Consider the following 20,906-nt stretch of genomic DNA (forward strand, 5'->3'; position numbering starts at 1 on the left):
GCCTCGTACCGACTGGACGGTATGCCTCGTGGGCGCGTCGGTACGTGACGACGGGCAGCCTGCTGACCGGGCCCGCCGTCGATCCAACGCGACCGTACGAGGAGCCGCCGGAGATGAGCAGAATCAACCACCAGGTGCGTCTGGCCGCACGTCCGGTGGGAGAGCCGAAGCCCACCGACTGGGAGCACGTCGAGGAGCCGGCCGGGGAGCCGGGCGACGGGGAGTTCCTGGTGCAGGTGCTCTGTCTGTCGATCGATCCGGCGATGCGCGGCTGGATGAACGCGGGCAGGTCCTACATCCGCCCGGTGGAGATCGGCGAGGTGATGCGCGCGGGCGCGGTGGGGCGGGTGATCGCCTCACGGCACTCCGGTTTCGCGGTCGGTGACCATGTGTCGGGCTCGTTCGGCGTGCAGGAGTACTGCGTGTCGGACGGGCGCGGCGTGACCAAGGTCGACCCGGCGGCGGCCCCCTTGCCGACGTATCTCGGCGCTCTCGGCATGTCGGGTCTGACGGCCTATTTCGGCCTGATCGACATCGGACGTCCCGAGCCCGGCCAGACCGTCGTCGTCTCCGGGGCGGCGGGGGCGGTGGGCAGTGTCGTCGGGCAGATCGCCAAGATCCTGGGCTGCCGCGTCATCGGCATCGCCGGCGGCGAGCGCAAGTGCCGGATGCTGGTCGACGAGTTCGGGTTCGACGCCGCGATCGACTACCGGACCGAGGACGTGCGCAAGGCGCTGCGCGAGCACGCCCCCGACGGCGTCGACGTGTACTTCGACAACGTCGGCGGCGACGTCCTGGACGCCGTGCTGCTGCGGCTGGCGCGCGGTGCCCGCATCGTCGTCTGCGGAGCGATCTCCCAGTACAACAACACCAAGCCGCAGGGCCCCGCCAACTACCTGTCGCTGCTGGTGAACCGCGCCACCATGACGGGCATGGTGGTGTTCGACTACGCCGACCGGTACGCCGAGGGCATCGCGCAGCTGGCCACCTGGCGGACGGAGGGCCGGCTGAAGTCCCTCGAGGACGTGGTGCCCGGTGGAGTGGCGGCGTTCCCCGACACTCTGATGCGGCTTTTCCGGGGTGAGAACCACGGCAAGCTGGTGTTGAAGATCGCGGACTGACGGGGCGCGGGGAAGGCGCAGGCAGCCAGGCCCAGGCCCTTCCGGACCGGGCGGCCGGGCCGGGGCGGTCCGCGGTCGGAGTTCCGGGCGCAGGCCGGGGGACACCGCCGGAGACAGCGAGCGGATCAGGCCCTCGCGGATGCGCCGCACCGCTCGGTTCGTCGGGTCGGCGAGGTCATCGTCGCCGCTTCTCCTTCTCCGCGGCACGGCCCTTGGACTTCGGTGCCTCCCCGGGGGCCTTCTCGCCGGCGACGCGTGCCGCGCCCGGGCGAGGACGGTCACGGGGGTCGTCGTCGTGACCCGGTGCGGTCCGCGGGCCGGGACGGGCCGACGACGGGCTCGGTGACATCCGGGTGCTTTCTTCCGAAGCCGGTGACGTCAGGGGGCGAGATGCCTGCGAGGGAGTGCCGGAGGGGGAGGCGGTCGGCTGCCGCACCTCCTTCCGGGGGTTCTCGGAGGAGGCCGCGCCGGAGGGCGGCTCCGCGGGGGTGGATCCGTGCGGGCTGGGAGCGGCCCGGTCATCGCGGCCCCTTTCGTCGTCCGGGGAGACGGCGAGTGTGGCACCGAGGAGCGCCGTCAGCACGGCCGTACCGGTGGCCAGCATCAGACGGCGGGGGCCGCCCAGCGCCTGCTGCCGCCGCGTGCTCGGCCCGCTCACAGTCGGCGCGGAACGCTCCTGCCCGCTCGCGCCCCCTCCTCCTGTCCCGGTGGGCTTGGCGTCCGTGCCGTCGCCGGTACCACCGGCGCCGGCAGCGACTGCCGGGGTCGGCACGAGGCTCGTACCGCGCAGGGCGGACAGCGCCGCGGCGCACGCCTCGGCATCGGGCCGCGCCTTCTCGTCGAGAGCTGTCATGGCACGCAGAAGCCGAGCCAGTCCCTGGGGCAGCGAGCGGGGAACCCTGGGCCGGCGGTGCAGACGAGCCACGGCCGCCTCCAGCGGCGTGCCCTGGTATTCCATGTCCCCGGTGAGGCACTCCAGCAGGACCAGGCCGAGCGCGTAGATGTCGGCGGGAGGCCCGACCGCCTTGCCCAGGACCTGCTCCGGCGCCAGGTAGGCGGCAGTGCCGATGAGCGCACCGGAAGCCGTTTGCCGAGTGGCGTTCGTCATCCGGGAGATGCCGAAATCGGCGAGGTGCGGATCGCCCGCGCCGTCCAGCAGGACGTTCGACGGTTTGACGTCGCGGTGCACGATGCCGGCAGCGTGCACATGGGCGAGAGCTTGCGCGAGGGTGGCGCCGAGCCCGACCACGTACGGGGGTTCCATGGCCCCTGCCGAAATGCGCTGGGCCAGAGTGGGCCCCTTCACCAGCTGCATGACGAGATAGCCGCAGTCCTCGTGCCGCCCCGCGTCGTACAGGGTGACCAGCCCCGGATGCTGAAGACCCGCCAGAAGGACGCTCTCGTCGGCGAAACGCTCGGCCATCACGGGATCGCCTCCGGGCCGGAAGAGTTTGACGGCCACCGGACGCTCGAGGCGGAGATCCACCCCCTCGTACACGTCGGCGACACCACCGGAACCGATCTTGGCGCCCAACTGGTACCGGCCCGCGACGACTTGGGGCGAGCTGCGAAAGGCCGACGGGGATGCTGATCGGCGAGTCCTCATGGGTGGTCTCCCGTTACTGCCACTGCGAGCATGACGCGGACATCGACAAACACTGCGTGGCGTGTACCCGTCGCGCCCTTGCCCATCCACCCCGATCAGGCACTCTCACCGGGCTGGGAGCCCGGCGGTGAGGTGGTCCATGGGCGGGGACGGTCCTCCTGCTCAGGGCATCGACTCGGACCGCCCCCCGTCGGCTCACTTGGCGCTCCGCGCGGGCGGCCGCATCTTGTCCACGGTCAGGCCCGTCGAGCCGCCCGTGACCGGTTCGAGCCGCTTGAGCAGCGGCGGCAGGAGCACGGTCAACGCGTGGGTGACCAGGGCCAGGCACGCAAAGCCCGCGCAGCCGCAGGGCGGGCCCCCCGAAACCGAGGCCCAGCAGGAAGCATCCGGCGGCCGCGACCGGCAGCGTGGCCAGGTAGGTGGCCGGTGTCGTACCGGTCGAGCATGACCGCCGCCGTGCAAGCCCCCGCCGCCAAGAACGCGCCGTGCCCGAGCGAGACCTGCGCCGAGTGGTGCGGTGATCGTGCTCATGCGCGCTCCACCGCCGCCCGTCCGAACAGGCCCTGGGGCCGCACCAGCAGCACCGCCCCGCGGCACTAGGCCGCGCCGCGAGGCGGTGTCAGCGCCCAGCGGATCCCCGCGGTCACGGCCGTGCCGAGTGGGCGGACGCACAAACCCTCGGCCGGGGGGATCCGGGGCAGCCACAGGGCACGCGAGGCCCAGACCGGCAGGAGGGAAACGGCGTTGGCGGCGATGACGCCGTACGGGAGCCGTGCGAGGAACGGGACGGGCGGGTTCAGCAGCAGGAAGCGCGCGGCGCGGCGCGCCTCCGCGGTGGCGCGCAGTTCTCCGCGGTAGGCGGCCAGGCGCACGGCGAGCTCGGCCTGGTTCGTCGGCGGGTCGAGGACGCCGAGCGCGGTGGCGATGCGCGCCATGTCGGCCACATAGGCGTCGCATCCCTCGTCGTCCAGGGGATGCGCACCGTAGCGCTGGTGGGCGCGCAGGAAACTGTCGACTTCCGCGATGTGCACCCAGCACAGCAGGTGCGGGTCGGCGGCGGAGTAGACCTGTCCGTCGGGGGTCGTGCCGCGTACCGTCTCGTGCACGGCGCGCACCCGGTCGCAGGCCTGCTGAGCGTGTTCCGCCGGGCCGTAGGTGGTGACGGCCAGGAACGTGCTGGTCCGCTGCAGCCGCCCCCAGGGATCTGAGCGGAACCCCGAGTGTCCGGCCACGGCGGCCATGGCCAGGGGATGGAGCGACTGGAACAGCAGGGCGGACAGGCCGCCGATGAACATCGCGGCATCCCCGTGCACCCTCCTGATGGGCCGCTCGGGGCCGAACCAGCGTGGGCCGGGCGTGCCGTGGATGCGCGCGCGGTTGCCGGGGCCCTGCCGCCCGGCGACCCGGGAGAAGATCTCCTTGCCGAGCCAGTCGCGCAGCGCAGGGCCGCCTTCCGGCAGAAGTCTCATGGACATGGCGTCCTCCTGCCCGTACGATGGCCGGTCGTCCTCCTGGTGGTACGTGTGCCCCCGTAGCCCGGACGGAGGCATCCCGATCCGCACCAAGGCATCCCGAACCGCACCAAGGTATCCCCATAAGGCGGCCGGCGTCCGTCCGAGCCGGTGTCCCCGGCCGGTCACCGCTCTCCTGGGCCGTCGCCGTCCGTCGGTGCGGGGCCGGGCGGGGGCTCCCCCGCGGTGAGGTGTTCCAGGACCTCGACCAACTCCTCGCAGGCCCGCTCCACGGAACGCCGGGTGTTGAGCTGTTCGGTGATCACAGCCGACAGGAGCAGAGCGGTCAGCGCCATCGAGCCGTTGAAGGCCTGGAGCTTGATCATCACCTCGGTGTGCGACAGCCCTCCGAACGGGCCGCTTCCGTCCGTGGCCGCGACAGTGGCCAGGACGGAGGCGAGCAGGGCGCACAGCACGCTGCCCGCCAGCTGGAAACGCAGAGCCGCCCAGATCAGCAGGGGATAGACGAGGAACAGCAGGCTCATGCCGCTGTGCGTGGTCAGCGGTACGAGGCTGCCGGCCACGAGGGCCACGCCCACTGCCTCCTTCCACCGGGCCAGGTTCGGCCAGCGCGCCCTGCGCAGCAGGAGGAGTGCCGGGGTGACGAGCAGGACACCCATCGCGTCGCCCACCCACCAGGCCAGCCAGACCGGCCAGAAACCGTCCGCGGCCAGCTTGCCGGTGAGGACGAGCAGACCGACGCCCACCGTCGAACTGATCAGCATCGCTGCCAGAGCCCCCAGGAACACCAGTGCGAGACCGTCCCGTAAGCGGCTGAGGTCGGTGCGGAATCCCACCTTGCGCAGCATCAGACAGGCGCAGACCGGGGCGGCCGTGTTCCCGACGAGGTTGCCGATCACCGCGGGCCGGAGGGGGGTGAGGGACAGGACGACGAGGAGGGCACCCAGCGTGATACCGGGCCAGCAGCGCATCCCGAAGATGAGCAGGGCGGCCACCGCGACGCCCGTGGGCGGCCAGAGGGGTGTGAACACCGCGTCCCCGACCGTGAGCCGGCGCAGGAGTCCCAGTCGTCCGGCCGCGTAGTAGCAGGCGGCGACGGCCAGCGTCTGGAGGCCGTAGACGACCGCTCGGCTCAGATCCTGGGTACGCACCACAGCAGCCATCAGACACCGATGACGCCCGGTCGGCGAGGCGGGAGAGGGCGCATCCCGCCCTATGGCTGAGTGCCCGGCCTGTCGTGGCCGACGACCAGCACCGCCGCGTCGTCCGCGTGCCCCACCCGCTCGGCGCCTTCGATCACCGCGGTGGCCAGTGCGCCTGCCTCCATGCCCGCGACGGCGGCGGCGCCCGCGAGGCGCACGACCTGGTCGAGCCCTTCGTCGAGGCTCAGCGACGGGCCTTCCACCACACCGTCGGTGACCAGCACGCACACCCCGCCTGCCGTCAGCTGGTGCCGGACCACCGGGTACTCGATCCCGGTCAGCACTCCGAGGGGCGGCCCGCCCTCGTCGTCGGCGAGACCGGATCTGCCGTCCGCCGTGGCCCAGACGAAGGGTATGTGCCCGGCCCGCGCGCTCTCCAGCACTCCCGTCGACGGGTCGAGCCGGATGAAGGTGCACGTGGCGAACAGATCGGTGCCCAGGGACAGCAGCAGGTCGTTGGTGCGGGCGAGGAGTTCCCCCGGCTGACCGGTGACGGAGGCAAGCGCGCGCAGCCCGACGCGCACCTGCCCCATGAAGGCCGCCGCCTCGATGTTGTGGCCCTGTACGTCGCCGATGGACAGCCCGATGCAGCCGTCGGGCATGGTGAACGCGTCGTACCAGTCGCCGCCCACGCTCAGACCGTGGCAGGCGGGCGCGTACTCGACTGCCAGGCGGAAGCGGTGGGCCGTCGGCATGCTTCGGGGCAGCATGCCGCGTTGCAGGGCGACGGCCAGCTCGACCCGTGACCGCTGCAGCTCCGCGCGTTCCCGTGCCTGCGCGGTCAGCGCTCCGAGTCTGGTGAGGAGCTCGTCACCGTCGTCGGTCGGGCGCCTGCGGGACATTGATCACTCCGGCCGGGGCAGTTGTCCTACGTACGTCAAATCACCACATTTTACCTTACTCGGGCGAGCAGCTCACGGGAAGCAACCGGTGAGGGGATCCCTCGTATCCGCCTCGGTCGGTGCCGACGGGCCATGCCGCCTGGGGTGACTCAGGCGAGCTCGACGAGGAGGTCACCGCCCTCGACCTGCTGGATCCGGTTGATGGCCAGCCTGGACACGCTCCCGGCCTTCGGGGCGGTGATCGCGGCCTCCATCTTCATCGCCTCGATGGTGGCCACCGTGGCCCCGGCCGCCACCTCGTCACCCTCGGCGACCGCGAGCGTGACGACCCCGGCGAACGGTGCGGCGACATGGCCGGGGTTGGCCCGGTCGGCCTTCTCGGTGACGGGGACGTCGGAGGCGGCCGCCCTGTCGCGGACCTGGATGGGTCGCAGTTGGCCGTTGAGGGTGGACATCACGGTGCGCATGCCGCGTTCGTCGGCCTCGCCGACGGCTTCCAGCTCGATGAGGAGCCGCACGCCGGGTTCGAGGTCGACGGCGTACTCCTTCCCCGGGCGCAGGCCGTAGAAGAAGTCCTTGCTGTCCAGCACGCTGGTGTCGCCGTAGGTCTGCCGGTGTGTCTCGAACTCGCGGGTCGGCCCGGGGAACAGCAGCCGGTTCAGGGTGGCGCGCCGGTCCTTCGCCAGTCCCGTACGGTCCTCCGCGGTGAGCTCCTGCGGGGGCTTGGGGTCGGCGCGGCCCTGCAGGGCCTTGCTGCGGAACGGCTCCGGCCAGCCGCCGGGCGGGTTGCCCAGCTCGCCGCGCAGGAAGCCGATGACCGAGTCGGGGATGTCGAACCGGTCCGGCGTCGCCTCGAACTCCTCCGGCGCCACCCCGGCGCCGACCAGGTGCAGGGCGAGGTCGCCGACCACCTTCGACGACGGGGTCACCTTCACCAGGCGGCCGAGCATCCGGTCGGCGGCGGCGTACATCGCCTCGATCTCCTCGAAGCGGTCGCCGAGGCCGAGCGCGATGGCCTGGGTGCGCAGGTTGGAGAGCTGGCCGCCGGGGATCTCGTGGTGGTAGACGCGTCCGGTGGGCGAGGCCAGGCCCGCCTCGAAGGGCGCGTAGATCTTGCGGACGCTCTCCCAGTAGGGCTCCAGGTCGCCGACGGCCTGGAGGTCCAGTCCGGTGGGCCGCTCGGAGTGGTCGGTGGCGGCGACGATCGCCGACAGCGACGGCTGTGACGTCGTGCCCGCCATGGACGCCACCGCGCCGTCCACCGCGTCCGCGCCCGCCTGGATCGCGGCGAGGTAGGTGGCGAGCTGGCCGCCCGCGGTGTCGTGGGTGTGGAGGTGGACGGGAAGGTCGAACTCGCGGCGCAGCGCCGATACGAGCCGCGCCGCGGCCGGGGCGCGCAGCAGGCCCGCCATGTCCTTGACGGCCAGGACGTGGGCGCCGGCGGCGACGATCTGCTCGGCCAGGCGCAGGTAGTAGTCGAGGGTGTACAGCCGCTCCGACGGGTCGGACAGGTCGGCGGTGTAGCACAGGGCGACCTCGGCGATCGCCGTTCCGGTCTCGCGTACGGCCTCGATGGCGGGCCGCATCTGCTCGACGTCGTTGAGGGCGTCGAAGATGCGGAAGATGTCGATGCCGGTGGCCGCTGCCTCCTGGACGAAGGCGTCGGTCACCTCGGTCGGGTACGGGGTGTAGCCGACGGTGTTGCGGCCGCGCAGCAGCATCTGCAGGCAGACGTTGGGGACGGCCTCGCGCAGGGCGGCCAGGCGCTCCCACGGGTCCTCGGCGAGGAAGCGGAGCGCGACGTCGTAGGTGGCGCCGCCCCAGCACTCCAGGGACAACAGCTCCGGCAGGGTCCGGGCCACCACCGGGGCGACGGCGAGCAGGTCCTTGGTGCGCACGCGGGTGGCGAGCAGTGACTGGTGGGCGTCGCGGAACGTGGTGTCGGTGACGCCGATGGTCGGTGACTCGCGCAGCCAGCGGGCGAAGCCGTCCGGGCCGAGTTCGACGAGCCGCTGCCGGGATCCGGCGGGCGGTTCGGTGGCGGGCAGCGGCGGCAGTTTGGTGACCGGGTCGATCAGGTCGGGCCGTTCGCCGTGCGGCTTGTTGACCGTGACGTCGGCGAGGTAGGTGAGGAGCTTGGTGCCGCGGTCGGCGGAGTGGCGGGCGGTCAGCAGGTGCGGGCGCTGTTCGATGAAGGACGTGGTGACCCGCCCGGCCCGGAAGTCCGGGTCGTCGAGGACCGCTTGCAGGAAGGGGATGTTGGTGGCCACGCCGCGGATGCGGAACTCGGCGACGGCGCGCCGGGCGCGGCCGATCGCGGCCTGGAAGTCGCGGCCCCGGCAGGTCAGTTTGACCAGCATGGAGTCGAAGTGCGCGCTGATCTCCGTACCGGCGTGGGTGGTGCCGCCGTCGAGGCGGATGCCCGAGCCGCCGGGTGAGCGGTAGGCGCTGATCCGGCCGGTGTCCGGGCGGAAGCCGTTGGCCGGGTCCTCGGTGGTGATACGGCACTGCAGTGCGGCGCCGCGCAGGGTGACCGTCTCCTGGGACAGCCCGAGGTCTGCGAGTGTCTCGCCGGAGGCGATGCGCAGCTGCGCCTGCACGAGGTCGACGTCGGTGACCTCCTCGGTCACCGTGTGCTCGACCTGGATGCGCGGGTTCATCTCGATGAACACGTGGTTGCCGTCGCGGTCGAGCAGGAACTCCACGGTGCCCGCGTTGCGGTAGCCGATCTCCCGGGCGAACCGTACGGCGTCCGCGCAGATCCGCTCGCGCAGCGCCGGGTCGAGGTTGGGCGCGGGCGCCAGCTCGATGACCTTCTGGTGACGGCGCTGCACCGAGCAGTCCCGTTCGAAGAGATGGATGACGTCGCCCTGCCCGTCGGCGAGGATCTGCACCTCGATGTGACGGGGCTCGACGACGGCCTTCTCCAGGAACACGGTCGGGTCGCCGAACGCGGACGCGGCCTCGCGGGCCGCCGCCTCGATGGACTCGCGCAACTGCGCGGGCTCCTCGACGCGGCGCATACCGCGCCCGCCTCCGCCGGCGACCGCCTTGACGAACACCGGGAAACCGACGTCCTCGGCGGCGCGGACCAGTTCGTCCACGTCGCTGGAGGGCGCCGAGGACCCGAGCACCGGTACGCCGGCCGCGCGGGCGGCGGCCACCGCGCGCGCCTTGTTCCCGGTCAGTTCGAGCGTCTGTGCGCTCGGCCCGACGAAGGTGATGCCCGCCTCCTCGCAGGCGCGCGCCAGGTCGGGGTTCTCCGACAGGAAGCCGTAGCCCGGATACACGGCGTCCGCTCCCGCCCGGCGTGCCGCGCGGACGATCTCCTCGACGGAGAGATACGCCCGCACCGGGTGGCCCGGCTGGCCGATCTCATAGGCCTCGTCGGCCTTCAGCCGGTGCAGTGAGTTGCGGTCCTCGTGCGGGAAGACGGCGACGGTTCGCGCGCCCAGCTCATAGCCGGCGCGGAACGCGCGAATCGCGATCTCACCACGGTTGGCGACCAGTACCTTGCGGAACATCCTGGATCCCTTCGCCTGCCGGTGACCCGCACCATGGTGTCGGCCATGTGTGCGGCGCGCCATGTGAGCCGGGCCACTCACGCGGACGGCGCCGACGCGGGGGCGGCCCTCTGCCCCTCGACGTCGAGCGGACCAGGTCTCCGTCAACCGGCCTGGTCACCTCGACCGGGAGGTCGTTGTCGACGGTGTGGTACGGGCGCAGGGCGGTGTCGCCGACTGTGGTCGCCGGACAGACGCACACCTCCTTGCGGTCCGCCACGTCGTCGAGCAGCCGGCCGACCCTGATCAGCGGCGCCACGGCGGCGGGCCGGACGAAGACGTCCCAGACGCGGCCGGTCACCCGGTCGGCGTGTGAACGCGTCTTGGCTACGCTCCCGCCGTGAGCGACAACGCGAGTACGGCCGCGAACGACTCGGACGGTGCGGATCATGCCCTGCTCGCCGCCGTGGCGAAGGACTGGGCGGCGGCGATCGTCTCCAACGATGCCGCCCGGATCGCCCGTTTCATGGCGGACGACTGGGTCATCGTCTCCGAGTCGGGCATCGGTTCCAGGGAGCATTTTCTTTCGCTCGTCGAGTCGGGCCGGCTGACTCACTCGGCGATGCAGGTCGTCGGCGAGGCCAGGATCCGCGTCCATGGCGATGCCGCGGTCTTCACCGGCCGGGTGACGAACACGGCCCACTATCTGGGGCGCCGCTTCGACGCCGACGAGTGGACCACCGATGTGTTCGTCAGACGCGACGGCCGCTGGGTGTGTGTGCTCACCCACGTCACGGCAGCGGCCCCCGCCTGACTGGTCGATGCGGCGCCGTGGACGCCAGGCCTAGACCCGGCGGGCAGTGCCGGGGCCACCGGCCGTAGCCCGCGGCCCCGGCACTCCTGCCTTCTGTCACTCGCCCGCGTCCTGCTCCCTGGCGGTCCTGGGGCTCACAGGCCGAACTCGGCGGGCGAAACGCCCAGTGCGGTGCATGCCTCCCTGATGACGGACGCCTCGGCCTGGGAGAAGTGGCCGTCGGCTCCGGCGATGACGATGCCCGTCTGGATCACCGCTCTGGCCTCGGTCGGGTTCTTCGCGGCCTTGGCCAAGACCTGCAGCGCTTCGCTCTTGCCGACCGGGAAGTTGCTCATGAGCTGGTTCACATGCCGGTTGAACCGCTCGCGCAACTGCTCCGGCGGGAAGTTCTGCAGGACGTCGTTCTGCAGAATCGTCGACTCGACGTGCTGCCTCTCGGCAGGGTCGACATTGCCGTCCGCTGCCGCTACCAGCGCGCACATCGCCATGCTTGCGTCACGGTAGGCGCCGCTCTTCAACTCGGCCTTGAGGGAGCCCAGTTGTGACTTCAAAACACCCACCAACTGGGCGCGTGACCCGCCGCCGGACGGCCGGCCGCCGTGCCCCGCGCCCGCAGAGCCGCGCGGGCTCTGCGACTGCTGCAGGCCCTTGGCCTGTTCCTTGATCCGGTCCCAGATCGCCATGGGTGCCTCTCGTCGTGCGCGTCGTCACTCGTCCGTCAGGTCACACCCGAACGGTGTGCCACCAGGACAACGTTCGCACACCTCGATGAAGTTCCGCTGCAGCCGTGGTGCGTGGTTCAGCGTTGCTCGATCAAGACGCTCAGAGGTGCCCGGAAGGAGAGCAGTCCCAGTATCGGTACGTCCTGGGTGTGCGGCGCGAGCCGTGCGCCCGGCAGTCGGCGGGAGACCTCACGGAGCGCCACGGCCGCCTCCGTGCGGGCCAGGGACGCGCCCGGGCAGCGGTGGCGGCCGACGCCGAAGGCCAGATGGTGACGGATGTTCTCCCGGTGCGGGCACATCCGCTCCGGGGCGGGAAAGACCTCCGGGTCGGAGCCGGTTCCCATGAGCATCAGCAGCAGCTGGGCGCCCGCGGGCAGCTGGGCCCCGCCCAGCTCCACCGGTCGAGCGGTGATCCGGCGCCAGGTCGTCACCGGCGGCTCCCGCCGCAGCACCTCCTCGACCCAGGCCCCGGCCAGACCCGGCTCGTAGGCCGCGCGCGGCCACAGGCCGGGCTCGGTCAGCGCACGCCGCAGCACCGTGGAGATGAGCTGTCCGGTGGTGGACTGTCCCGCGATGAAGACGAAGAAGCAGGCACCGACAGCGGTCGCCAGGTCGAGGGGTTCGCCGTCGGGGAGCCGGTGGTCGGCCAGGGATCCGATGAAGGAACCCGGAGGAGCTGCCGTGGAGCTGCGGACCGTCTCGGTCAGCCACTGGTGGAACTCCCCGGCCAGCTCCGCCAGCTCCAGTTGCCGGTCCAGGGCGGGCGCGCCCCAGAAGAGTTCCAGTGAGGCGTCGCTCCAGCGGATGAGGGTGGCCGGTTCGATGCCTCGGATGCCCAGGAGTTCCATCAGCACCCGGCACGGAAGAAGCTGGGCGAAGGAGGGGAACAGATCGCAGCGGCCGTCGCCGTCGATGTCTTCCCGCACCGCGTCGAGCAGTTCTCCGGCGATGCGCTCGATCACAGGGACGGCGGCGGCGACGCGCTCGGCGTTGAAGAACCGGGTGACCACCCGGCGCAGCCCCGGGTGACTGGCCGTGCCGTTGTTGGCCAGCGCGGGCGCGAGGCTGAAACCGGCCTTGGCGAGGACCCGCAGCACGGCGACGGGCAGCGGCGTCACGGCATGCTGGGCGTTGTCCGGACGGAACATGTCCGGGTCGAGCAGCACCCGGCGCACGTCACGGTGGCGGCTCACCAGCCAGAGCCCCGTCACCGGATCGTGGTGCACGGGAGAGTCGGAGCGCAGGGCGTCCAGCCAGGGGTGGGGATCGCGTACGAAGCCGTCACCGAACAGGTCGAGCCCGCGCAGCGGGTCGCCGGCATCGGACAGGCCGGGAACGACCACGGGGCCGCGACCCTCGCCTCGGGAACCAGGTGCCATTGCGTCCAGAGCCGGGGAAGTCACGGCCGGACGCTAACACGGGGACACCCGGCCCTCTGCTCGTCTGTGCGCGGGATCACGACGTACGTCCGTGTCGGCGTGGCGGAGCCGATGCCGTTGCCGGTCCCCCGCCGATGCGCTCCGGCCGACGGCGGCCCTGTCACGTTCCGTGGACCGGCCGCGGGGCTTCGGACTCGGCGAGCAGCTTCAGGGCGGTCTCCCCCGCCTCGGCAGGCGTCCACCGCGCGCCTTTGTCGGCGGTCGGGCCCGGGCGCCAGCCCTCCATCACCGTGATCCCGCCCGCCTCCACCTCGAAGACGCGTCCGGTCACTCCGTTCGAGGCCGCGGAGCCCAGCCAGACGACGAGCGGGGAGACGTTCTCGGGGGCCATGGCGTCGAATCCATCGTCCGCGGGGGCGGCCATGGCGGCGGCGAAGGTCTGCTCGGTCATGCGGGTGCGGGCGGCGGGGGCGATGGCGTTGACGTGGACGCCGTAGCGGGCCAGTTCGGCGGCGGCGACCAGGGTGAGCGCGGCGATGCCCGCCTTGGCGGCGGAGTAGTTGCCCTGGCCGACGCTGCCCAGCAGCCCCGCACCGGAACCGGTGTTGATCACGCGGGCCTCGGGCCCGCGGCCGGCCTTCGCCTCGGCGCGCCAGTACGCCGAGGCGTGCTTCAGCGGCAGGAAGTGGCCCTTGAGGTGCACCCGCATGACCGCGTCCCAGTCGTCCTCGGAGAGGTTGACGAGCATGCGGTCGCGCAGGAACCCGGCGTTGTTGACCAGGGTGTCGAGCCGGCCGAAGGTCCCCAGCGCGGTCGTGATGAGCGAGGCCGCGCCCTCGGCGGTGGCGATGTCGCCGTAGTGCGCGACGGCCTCGCCGCCGCGTGCGCGGATCTCGTCGACGACCTGCTGGGCGGGCCCGGCGGTGGCACCCGTGCCGTCGAGGCCGACGCCGAGGTCGTTGACGACGACCTTCGCGCCTTCGGAGGCGAAGGCGAGGGCGTGCGCACGGCCGAGTCCGCGGCCCGACCCGGTCACGGCGACGACGCGTCCGGTGCACAGTCCCGTCATGGTGGGCGCTCCTTTCGGTCAGGTGAGGTGCCGTCAGGTGCGGGCGGTGGCGGCCGCGTCGAGGAAGGCGGGCCGCTCCCCGCCGCCGTGGACCAGCAGGCTGGCGCCGCTGATGTACGCGGCGCGGTCGGAGGCGAGGAAGACGCAGGCGTCGCCGATCTCACGGGGGTCGGCGAGGCGACCCAGCGGTACGGTGCGGCCGACGGCGGCGACGCCGTCCGCGTCCCCGTAGTGCAGGTGCGACAGTTCGGTGCGGACCATGCCGAGGACGAGCGTGTTGACCCGTACGCGGGGCGCCCATTCCACGGCCATGGTGCGGGCGAGGTGCTCCAGGCCCGCCTTGGCGGCTCCGTACGCCGCGGAACCCGGTGAGGGCCGGCTTCCGCTGACGCTGCCGATCATCACGATCGATCCGCCGTCGCGCCGGCCGCGCATCACCTCGTAGGCGGCGAGCGAGGCGGTCAGGGGCGCGAGGAGGTTCAGCTCGACGACCCGGGCGTGCCGCCCGGGGCCGCCGTCGCCGAGCATCCGGTACGGGGTTCCCCCGGCGTTGTTGACCAGGGTGTCCAGGCGGCCGTAGTCGCCGCGCACGCGGGCGAAGAACGCGTCGACCGCCTCCGCGTCGCGCAAATCCACGGGCAGGAAGCGGGCCGTGCGCCCCGCCGATTCGACGGGCCGGTCGGGGGCCCGTCTGGCGCAGGTGACGACCTCGGCGCCGGCTTCGAGCAGGGCGCGGGTGATGCCCGCCCCCACACCGCGGGTGCCGCCCGTGACGACGGCGACACGGCCGGACAGGTCCAGGTCCACTGCCATCAGCACCTCCCCGGGCACCGAGTCCGCTGCTACCGTCCCTAACAAACGTTTGATTGAAAGGTAGCTGATGGCCTCATGGGTGTCTCCACCTCTGCCCCGAAGGACGGTGCCGCCGTCGTCACGGTGGACTTCCCTCCGGTCAACGCCCTTCCCGCACAGGGCTGGTACGACCTGGCGGCAGCCGTACGGACCGCGGGGGCCGACCCGAAGGTGCGCTGCGTGGTCCTCACCGCGGCCGGCCACGGCTTCAACGCCGGTGTCGACATCAAGGAACTGCAGCGCGCCGTCGGTCCGGAGGCTCTCATCGCCGCCAACCGGGGCTGCTCGGAGGCGTTCGCCGCCGTCTACGACTGCCAGGTCCCGGTCGTCGCGGCGGTGCAGGGCTTCTGCCTGGGCGGCGGCGTCGGCCTGGTGGGCAACGCCGACGCCGTGGTGGCCAGCGAGGACGCCGTCTTCGGCCTGCCGGAGCTGGACCGGGGCGCACTCGGCGCGGCGACCCATCTGGCCCGGCTGGTCCCCCAGCACCTGATGCGGGTGCTCTACTACACGGCCCGCACCGTCACCGCGCAGGAGCTCCAGCGGCACGGGTCCGTGTGGCGGGTCGTTCCCCGGGACCAACTGCTGGATGCGGCCCTGGAGTTGGCCGGCGAGATCGCCGCGAAGGACGGCGGCCTGATCCGTCTGGCCAAGGCCGCGATCAACGGCATCGACCCGGTCGACGTGCGCCGTAGCTACCGCTTCGAGCAGGGCTTCACCTTCGAGGCCGACCTCAGCGGTGTCGGCCGCCGCGTCCGTGACACCTTCGGCACGCACGAGGAGCGGCGCTCATGAGCGCCCATACGACGATGAGCGCCAGCGGCCGGACGACCACGGGCGGCCACACGCCCACGGGCGGCCATACGACGATGCGCGGCCATACACCTCTGCGCGGCCCTACACCGACGCGCGGCGACAAGACGATGACCGCCGACGACGTGGTGGGCCGCCTGGAGAGCGGCATGACCCTCGGCATCGGCGGCTGGGGTTCGCGGCGCAAACCGATGGCGCTGGTGCGTGCGCTGCTCCGCTCGGACGTCACGGACCTGACCGTCGTGTCGTACGGCGGCCCGGACGTCGGCCTGCTCGCCACCGCCGGAAAGATCCGCAGGCTGGTCACAGCCTTCGCCACGCTGGACTCGATCCCCCTCGAACCGCACTTCACCGCCGCACGGCAGCGCGGCGCCTTCGAGCTGACGGAGCTGGACGAGGCCATGGTCATGTGGGGGCTGACCGCCGCCGCCCACCGGCTGCCGTTCCTGCCGATCCGCGCCGGGCTCGGCTCGGACGTGATGCGGGTCAACCGCTCCCTGCGCACGGTCACTTCGCCGTACGAGGACGGCGAGGAGCTCGTCGCCGTACCGGCCCTGCGCCTGGACGCGGCCCTGGTGCACCTCAACCGGGCCGACGCGCACGGCAACGGTCAGTACCTCGGCCCGGACCCGTACTTCGACGACCTGTTCTGCCAGGCCGCCGACGCCGCCTACCTCTCCTGCGAGCGCGTCGTGGACACCGCGGACCTGCTCGAGGCCGCCGGGCCGCAGACCCTGCTGGTCAAGCGGCCGTTCGTGACCGGCGTCGTCGAGACCCCGAACGGCGCGCACTTCACCTCCTGCGCCCCGGACCACGATCGCGACGAGACGTTCCAGCGGGCCTACGCCCGGGCCGCCCGCGACCCCGAGGCCTGGGCCGCCTTCACCGAGCGGTTCCTGTCCGGCGACGAGGCCGCATACCAGGACGCGGTGGCGGCGTTCCACCACGAGGAGTCGCGATGAGGAGGGTGACGGCGACCCGGGCCGAGTACTGCGTGGTGGCCTGCGCCGAGGTCTGGCGGGACGCGGGAGAGGTCCTGGCCAGTCCCATGGGCACCGTACCGACGATCGGCGCCCGGCTGGCCAGGCTGACCTTCTCCCCCGAGCTGTTGCTGACCGACGGCGAGGCCCTGCTCATCGGCGACGTACCGGCCGTCGGCGAACCGGCCGGGGTGGTGGAGGGCTGGCTGCCGTACCGGCAGCATCTCGCCCTGGTCGCCACCGGGCGGCGGCACGTGATGATGGGCGCGAGCCAGCTCGACCGCCACGGCAACCAGAACATCTCCTGCATCGGTGAGTGGGGGCGGCCGACGCGGCAGTTGCTGGGCGTGCGCGGCGCGCCGGTCAACACCCTCAACAACCCGACCAGTTACTGGGTCCCGAAGCACTCGCGCCGGGTGTTCGTGGACCGCGTGGACATGGTGAGCGGAGTCGGCTACGACCGCGCCGCCGAGGCCGGCCCCGCCGCCACCCGCTACCACCGCATCGCCGACGTCGTCACCGACCTGGGCGTCTTCGATTTCGAGACCCCGGACCGCACCATGGGGCTGCGGTCGCTGCACCCCGGTGTCACGGTCCGGCAGGTCGCCGAAGCCACCGGCTTCACGCTCACCGTCCCCGACGAGGTGCCGTACACGCGCGAGCCCACCGCCGAGGAGCTGAGGCTGATCCGGGACGTCATCGACCCGCAGGGGCTGCGGGAGCGGGAGGTCCCCGCATGAGCGACGTCACGATCGCCACGCCGCTGACGAAGCTGGCCGGGGTGCGGCATCCCCTCGTGCAGACCGGGATGGGATGGGTGGCGGGCCCGCGCCTGGTCTCGGCGACCGCGAACGCGGGGGCGCTCGGGATCCTCGGCTCGGCCACCATGAGCGTCGAGCAGCTCCGCTCCGCCGTCCGTGAGGTCAGGTCCCGGACGGACGCGCCCTTCGGGGTCAATCTGCGGGCGGACGCGGGTGACGCCGCCGAACGTGTGCGGATCATCATCGACGAGGGCGTGAGGGTCGCCTCGTTCGCGCTCGCCCCCTCCCGCGAACTGATCGCGCGGCTGAGGGACGCCGGGGTGGTGGTGATCCCGTCCGTCGGCGCCCGGCGGCACGCCGAGAAGGTCGCCGCCTGGGGCGCCGACGCGGTCGTGGTGCAGGGCGGGGAGGGCGGCGGCCACACCGGCAGCGTCGCCACGACCGTGCTGCTCCCCCAGGTCGTGGACGCCGTGGGCATTCCGGTGGTCGCGGCGGGCGGCTTCCACGACGGGCGCGGCCTGGTCGCCGCGCTGGCCTACGGCGCCTGCGGCATCGCCATGGGCACCCGCTTCCTGCTCACCTCCGACAGCACGGTTCCGGACGCCGTGAAGGCCCGGTACCTGGCCGCGACCGTCCACGACGTCACCGTCACCACCAAGGTCGACGGCCTTCCGCACCGCATGCTGCGCACCGGCCTGGTCGACGGGCTGGAGCGCTCCGGTCGGGCGGCCGCGCTGCTGCGGGCCGTCCGCCACGCCGCCGCCTTCCGACGCGAGACCGGCCTGAGCTGGGCGCGGATGGTCCGCGACGGCCTGGCCATGAAGCACGGCGGGGAACTGACCTGGGGCCAGGTCCTGCTGGCCGCCAGCACCCCGATGCTGCTCAAGTCCGCGTTGGTCGACGGCCGTACGGACCTCGGTGTGCTGGCCTGCGGGCAGGTCGCCGGGCTGATCGACGACCTGCCGTCCTGTGCCGAGCTCGTCGACCGGATCATGGCTGAGGCGCACGCGACACTGCGGCGGCTGCCCCACGCGGGCTGAGGCCCACGGGAGCAGCGCCGGCTCACAGCCGTTCGACGATGGTGACGTTGGCCTGGCCGCCGCCCTCGCACATGGTCTGCAGGCCGTAGCGGCCGCCGGTGCGCTCCAGTTCGTGCAGCAGCGTGGTCATCAGCTTGGTGCCGGTCGCGCCGAGCGGGTGGCCGAGGGCGATGGCGCCGCCGTTGACGTTGACCTTCTCCGGGTCCGCGCCCGTCTCCTTGATCCAGGCCAGGACGACCGGCGCGAACGCCTCGTTGATCTCCACGAGATCGATGGCGTCGAGGGTCATCCCGGCTTTCTTCAGGGCGTACGCCGTGGCGGGGATCGGCGCGGACAGCATGCGGATCGGGTCCTCACCGCGTACGGACAGGTGGTGGACGCGGGCGCGGGGTGTCAATCCGTGCTCGCGTACGGCCCGTTCGCTCGCGAGGAGCATGGCCGACGCGCCATCGGAGACCTGGGAGGAGACGGCGGCCGTCAGCAGACCGCCCTCGATCACCGGCTTCAGTCCTGCCATCTTCTCCAGCGAGGTGTCCCGGCGCGGTCCCTCGTCGGCCGTCACGTCACCGTACGGGACGAGTTCGCGGTCGAAGCGGCCCTCGTCGATGGCGCGCACCGCCCGCTGGTGCGAGCGCAGCGCCCACTCCTCCATGTCCCGGCGGGAGATGTCCCACTTGTGGGCGATGAGCTCGGCTCCGTGGAACTGGTTGACGGGCCGGTTGCCGTACCGGGCCCGCCAGCCCTCCGAGCCGGCGAACGGTCCCTCGGTCAGGCCCAGGGGTTCGGCGGCCTGCCTGCTGGCGAAGGCGATCGGGATCATCGACATGTTCTGCACGCCACCGGCCACCACCAGGTCCTGCGTGCCGGAGAGCACCCCCTGGGCGGCGAAGTGCAGCGCCTGCTGGGACGAGCCGCACTGGCGGTCCACGGTCACACCGGGCACCTCCTCCGGCAGCCCGGCCGTCAGCCAGCAGGTGCGGGCGATGTCGCCGGCCTGCGGGCCGACGGTGTCCAGGCAGCCGAGGACGACGTCCTCGACGGCCGCCGGGTCGACGCCGGAGCGCTCCATCAGCGCCCTGAGCACATGCGCGCCCAGGTCGGCCGGGTGGACCCCGGCCAGGCCGCCCCCGCGCTTGCCGACCGGCGTGCGTACCGCTTCGACGATGTATGCCTCCGCCATGGCCACTCCTTGGCGATCGCTGCGTTGAGGGGTCAGTCCCGGAGCGCGATGCCCTGCAGCACCACCGACAGGTACTGGCGGGCGATCTCCTCCGGGCTGTGCTGTCCGTCCGGCCGGTACCAGGACGCGGCGACCCACACGGTGTCGCGCAGGAACCGGTAGGTGAGCCGGACGTCGAGGTCGGGCCGGAAGACCTGGGCGGCCACGCCGCGTTCCAGCGTCTCCAGCCAGAGCTTCTCGAACCTCACCTGGGAGTCGGCGAGGTAGGCGAAGCGCGGCTGGGTCTGCAGGTGTCTGGCCTCCTTCTGGTAGATGGCGACCGCGGGCTGATGCCGGTCGATCTCCCGGAAGGACTCCGTCACCAGGGCTTCGAGGGTCTCGCGGGGCCCGAGCCGCGCGGCGAGCACGGCGTCGTAGCGGGCCCACAACTCGTCCAGGAAGGACGAGAGGATCTCGTCGAGCATCGAGTCCTTGGAGTCGAAGTGGTAGTACAGGCTGCCCGCGAGCATCCCGGCCTCGTCGGCGATCCGGCGGACCGTGGTGGCCCGGTAGCCGTGGGCGGCGAACACCTGGGCGGCCGTGGCGAGGATCTCGCTCCGCCGCGCGGGCGGCGGGGCCACAGCGGACTTCTTGCTGTCGTTGCTGTTCGGCATCGGGTCATTGTCCCTGTCGGATCATGCGTGCTGGCTGCTGACGGAGACGACCTCGCCGGTCATGTACGAGGAGTAGTCGCTGGCGAGGAACACGATGACGTTGGCCACCTCCCACGGCTCGGCGTACCGGCCGAAGGCCTCGCGGGCGGTCAGCTCCTCCAGCAGCTCGGGGGTGGTCACCTTCACCAGATGCGGGTGCAGGGCGAGGCTGGGCGCCACGGCGTTGACCCGTACCCCGAACCCGGCGGCCTCCAGCGCCGCGCAGCGGGTCAGGGCCATCACGCCCGCTTTGGCGGCGGCGTAGTGCGCCTGCCCCTGCTGGGCGCGCCAGCCGACGACGGAGGCGTTGTTGACGATGACGCCCGTGCCGGCGGACCGCATGCGGCGCAACGCGGCGCGGGTGCAACGGAAGGTGCCGTTCAGCGTCACGTCGACGACCCTCGCCCACTGGTCGTCGGTCATGTCGACGAGAGCGGCCGTGCCGCCGAGGCCGGCGTTGTTCACGACGATGTCCAGTCGGCCGTACCACTCCTCCGCGGTGTCGAACAGGGCGGCGACCTGCGTCTCGTCGGTCACGTCGCACGGCAGGGCGGTGACCCGGTCGGCGCCGAACTCCGCGGCCAGTTCGGCCTGCGCCTCCTTCAGCCTGCGTGCGTGGGCGTCGGAGAGCAGCACGGACGCGCCCTCCTCCAGCAGCCGCCGCGCCGTGGCCCCACCGATCCCGGCGCCCGCGGCGGCGGTGATGACGGCGGTACGGCCCTGGAGCAGCGCGTGCCCGGGGACGTAGGGCGGGCGGGCGTTCGGCGCGGTCATGGGCGGTACTCCCCGGCCCGTGGCCCGGCGCGGAGCCGGGCGCGGAACTCCTCGACGCTGCTCATGGGCGGCTCCGTACGGCTGGAC

18 protein-coding genes are annotated in these 20,906 nt (G+C 72.3%); 6 read left to right on the forward strand and 12 right to left on the reverse strand.

Annotation, left to right across the window (positions count from 1 at the left end):
• Window positions 1-113: 113 nt before the first annotated feature.
• Window positions 114-1,121 carry an NADP-dependent oxidoreductase gene (locus ACYVMZ_RS32285; RefSeq protein ID WP_461086012.1) on the forward strand — a complete coding sequence of 336 codons (1,008 nt, stop codon included), beginning with the start codon at window positions 114-116 and terminating at the stop codon, window positions 1,119-1,121.
• A gap of 175 nt (window positions 1,122-1,296) precedes the next feature.
• On the opposite strand, the gene ACYVMZ_RS32290 is transcribed toward ACYVMZ_RS32285, so the two are convergent.
• From ACYVMZ_RS32290 to ACYVMZ_RS32310, 5 genes are all read right to left on the reverse strand, one after another.
• The gene (locus ACYVMZ_RS32290) at window positions 1,297-2,727 is read right to left on the reverse strand and encodes a serine/threonine-protein kinase (RefSeq protein ID WP_461086014.1); all 1,431 of its coding nucleotides are present in this window, start codon (window positions 2,725-2,727) and stop codon (window positions 1,297-1,299) included.
• Window positions 2,728-3,323: 596 nt separating this feature from the next.
• Window positions 3,324-4,196: an oxygenase MpaB family protein gene (locus tag ACYVMZ_RS32295; RefSeq protein ID WP_461086065.1), complete on the reverse strand. Its 873-nt coding sequence runs from the start codon at window positions 4,194-4,196 to the stop codon at window positions 3,324-3,326.
• 167 nt (window positions 4,197-4,363) lie between these two features.
• On the reverse strand, window positions 4,364-5,362 hold the full coding sequence (locus ACYVMZ_RS32300; protein ID WP_461086016.1) for an MASE1 domain-containing protein: 999 nt from the start codon (window positions 5,360-5,362) through the stop codon (window positions 4,364-4,366).
• A gap of 50 nt (window positions 5,363-5,412) precedes the next feature.
• The gene (locus ACYVMZ_RS32305; RefSeq protein WP_461086018.1) at window positions 5,413-6,243 is read right to left on the reverse strand and encodes a PP2C family protein-serine/threonine phosphatase; all 831 of its coding nucleotides are present in this window, start codon (window positions 6,241-6,243) and stop codon (window positions 5,413-5,415) included.
• Window positions 6,244-6,392: 149 nt separating this feature from the next.
• Window positions 6,393-9,767: a pyruvate carboxylase gene (locus tag ACYVMZ_RS32310; RefSeq protein WP_461086020.1), complete on the reverse strand. Its 3,375-nt coding sequence runs from the start codon at window positions 9,765-9,767 to the stop codon at window positions 6,393-6,395.
• A gap of 379 nt (window positions 9,768-10,146) precedes the next feature.
• Here ACYVMZ_RS32310 and ACYVMZ_RS32315 point away from each other — a divergent pair, with 379 nt between their 5' ends.
• Window positions 10,147-10,560 carry a nuclear transport factor 2 family protein gene (locus tag ACYVMZ_RS32315; protein WP_461086022.1) on the forward strand — a complete coding sequence of 138 codons (414 nt, stop codon included), beginning with the start codon at window positions 10,147-10,149 and terminating at the stop codon, window positions 10,558-10,560.
• Between the two features lie 134 nt (window positions 10,561-10,694).
• On the opposite strand, the gene ACYVMZ_RS32320 is transcribed toward ACYVMZ_RS32315, so the two are convergent.
• The 4 genes from ACYVMZ_RS32320 to ACYVMZ_RS32335 form a co-directional block, all read right to left on the reverse strand.
• Window positions 10,695-11,243, reverse strand: coding sequence for a tellurite resistance TerB family protein (locus ACYVMZ_RS32320; RefSeq protein WP_461086023.1), 549 nt, complete (start codon window positions 11,241-11,243; stop codon window positions 10,695-10,697).
• A gap of 116 nt (window positions 11,244-11,359) precedes the next feature.
• The gene (locus tag ACYVMZ_RS32325) at window positions 11,360-12,661 is read right to left on the reverse strand and encodes a cytochrome P450 (protein WP_461086067.1); all 1,302 of its coding nucleotides are present in this window, start codon (window positions 12,659-12,661) and stop codon (window positions 11,360-11,362) included.
• 160 nt (window positions 12,662-12,821) lie between these two features.
• On the reverse strand, window positions 12,822-13,730 hold the full coding sequence (locus ACYVMZ_RS32330; protein ID WP_461086025.1) for an SDR family oxidoreductase: 909 nt from the start codon (window positions 13,728-13,730) through the stop codon (window positions 12,822-12,824).
• A gap of 33 nt (window positions 13,731-13,763) precedes the next feature.
• A complete protein-coding gene (locus tag ACYVMZ_RS32335; protein WP_461086027.1) occupies window positions 13,764-14,543 on the reverse strand; it encodes an SDR family oxidoreductase in 780 nt (259 codons plus the stop codon).
• Between the two features lie 75 nt (window positions 14,544-14,618).
• Between ACYVMZ_RS32335 and ACYVMZ_RS32340 the strand changes: the two genes are divergently transcribed.
• From ACYVMZ_RS32340 to ACYVMZ_RS32355, 4 genes are all read left to right on the forward strand, one after another.
• Window positions 14,619-15,374, forward strand: a complete 756-nt coding sequence (locus tag ACYVMZ_RS32340) for an enoyl-CoA hydratase family protein (protein WP_461086029.1) — start codon at window positions 14,619-14,621, stop codon at window positions 15,372-15,374.
• Between the two features lie 74 nt (window positions 15,375-15,448).
• Window positions 15,449-16,354 carry a CoA transferase subunit A gene (locus ACYVMZ_RS32345; RefSeq protein ID WP_461086069.1) on the forward strand — a complete coding sequence of 302 codons (906 nt, stop codon included), beginning with the start codon at window positions 15,449-15,451 and terminating at the stop codon, window positions 16,352-16,354.
• Window positions 16,351-17,112: a CoA-transferase subunit beta gene (locus ACYVMZ_RS32350; protein WP_461086032.1), complete on the forward strand. Its 762-nt coding sequence runs from the start codon at window positions 16,351-16,353 to the stop codon at window positions 17,110-17,112. Before ACYVMZ_RS32345 ends, ACYVMZ_RS32350 begins: the two co-directional genes overlap by 4 nt.
• Window positions 17,109-18,173, forward strand: a complete 1,065-nt coding sequence (locus ACYVMZ_RS32355) for an NAD(P)H-dependent flavin oxidoreductase (protein WP_461086034.1) — start codon at window positions 17,109-17,111, stop codon at window positions 18,171-18,173. Before ACYVMZ_RS32350 ends, ACYVMZ_RS32355 begins: the two co-directional genes overlap by 4 nt.
• 22 nt (window positions 18,174-18,195) lie before the next feature.
• Here ACYVMZ_RS32355 and ACYVMZ_RS32360 read toward each other — a convergent pair whose 3' ends face one another.
• Genes ACYVMZ_RS32360 through ACYVMZ_RS32370 form a run of 3 tightly spaced genes read right to left on the reverse strand, consistent with a single transcriptional unit; the run spans window position 18,196 to window position 20,819 of the window.
• Complete coding sequence (locus ACYVMZ_RS32360; protein ID WP_461086036.1) at window positions 18,196-19,353, reverse strand: acetyl-CoA C-acetyltransferase; 1,158 nt, start codon at window positions 19,351-19,353, stop codon at window positions 18,196-18,198.
• Between the two features lie 32 nt (window positions 19,354-19,385).
• Window positions 19,386-20,006 (reverse strand): TetR/AcrR family transcriptional regulator, encoded by a 621-nt coding sequence (locus ACYVMZ_RS32365; RefSeq protein WP_461086038.1) that lies wholly within the window; start codon window positions 20,004-20,006, stop codon window positions 19,386-19,388.
• A 21-nt stretch (window positions 20,007-20,027) separates the two neighbouring features.
• On the reverse strand, window positions 20,028-20,819 hold the full coding sequence (locus ACYVMZ_RS32370) for an SDR family oxidoreductase (RefSeq protein ID WP_461086040.1): 792 nt from the start codon (window positions 20,817-20,819) through the stop codon (window positions 20,028-20,030).
• Window positions 20,820-20,906 lie beyond the last annotated feature (87 nt).

The sequence above is a fragment of the Streptomyces deserti genome (genome assembly GCF_054782695.1).